Annotated in this window: 1 protein-coding gene; it reads right to left on the bottom strand. The window is 60.3% G+C overall.

Features of this window, described 5'->3' with window-relative positions; genetic code table 11:
* Positions 1-1,184 (bottom strand): immunoglobulin-like domain-containing protein (locus ACLEJP_RS25450; protein ID WP_440810892.1); only part of this gene is annotated, 1,184 nt, incomplete at both ends.

Below are 1,184 nucleotides of genomic sequence, written 5' to 3' on the forward strand. Positions count from 1 at the left end.
CGGTAACCGACGGCGTTGCGGTCAACTTGGCCACCACTTCGTCAATGGTGTCGGTGACCTGGACCTTGGCTGCATCGCCCAACTGCAGGTTTTCGAAGGTACGGCCATCGACGTCCACAGCCGACTTGATGCCCAGGCTGACTTCGCCTGCGTCCTTGTAGACGTCGTCACCCTGTGCTGCGTGCTCGTACGCTGCACTGGTTTCACCTGCCTTGATAGTGACCTGGGCATTGTTGCTCAGGGTCACGACCAGATCGTGGGCCAGTGCCTGGTTGATGTGCACGGTGAAGGTCGGTTTGACGTTCTCGGCCACCGAAGGCTGGTCGGCGGTGATGGTAACTTTGACCAGGTCGCCTTCGTTGCCTGGCGTACCCGGTTCGTCAGTGACGGTGGTGCTAACCGGGGTCTTGTCCAGGGTCAGTTGCTCGAACTTGCCGGCGTCGGTGCCGCTGACCGACGCGATCGACTTGATCACCGGATCATTGGCACCTGCGTAGACGTTGTCCGGCGCAGTGACAGTGGTGCTGCCCGCGGTGCTGTTCGCCGGCACAGTGATGGTGGTGCCGTCGTTCAGCGTGAAGGTCAGTGCGCCATGCTTGTCGATCAGCAGACCGTCTTTGTTGGTCAGCGTAATCGTGTAGGTGATCTCGCCGCCTTCGGTAACCGACGGTGTCGCGGTCAGCTTGGCCACTACCTCGTCAGTGGTGTCGGTGACCTGAACCGTGGCCGCATCCCCCAGCTGTAGATTCTCGAAGGTACGGCCATCGACGTCCACAGCGGACTTGATGCCCAGGCTGATTTCGCCGGCATCGTTGTAGACGTCATCGCCCTGTGCCGCGTGCTCGTACGCTGCGCTGGTCTCACCCGCCTTGATGGTGACCTGGGCATTGTTGCTCAGGGTCACGACCAGGTCATGAGCCAATGCCTGGTTGATGTGCACGGTGAAGGTCGGCTTGACGTTCTCGGCCACCGAAGGTTGGTCAGCAGTGATAGTAACTTTGACCAGGTCGCCTTCGTTGTTGCCGCCTGGATTTCCCGGAGTACCCGGCTCGTCGGTAACAGTGGTGCTTACAGGCGTCTTGTCCAGGTTGAGGTTTTCGAACTTCCAGACATCCGCACCGCTGACCGCCTCGATGGCATTGACCACCGGTTGGTTGGCACCGACATAGACGTTGTCCGGCGCA

The sequence above is a fragment of the Pseudomonas sp. SMV7 genome (assembly GCF_052041995.1).
Classification (GTDB): domain Bacteria; phylum Pseudomonadota; class Gammaproteobacteria; order Pseudomonadales; family Pseudomonadaceae; genus Aquipseudomonas.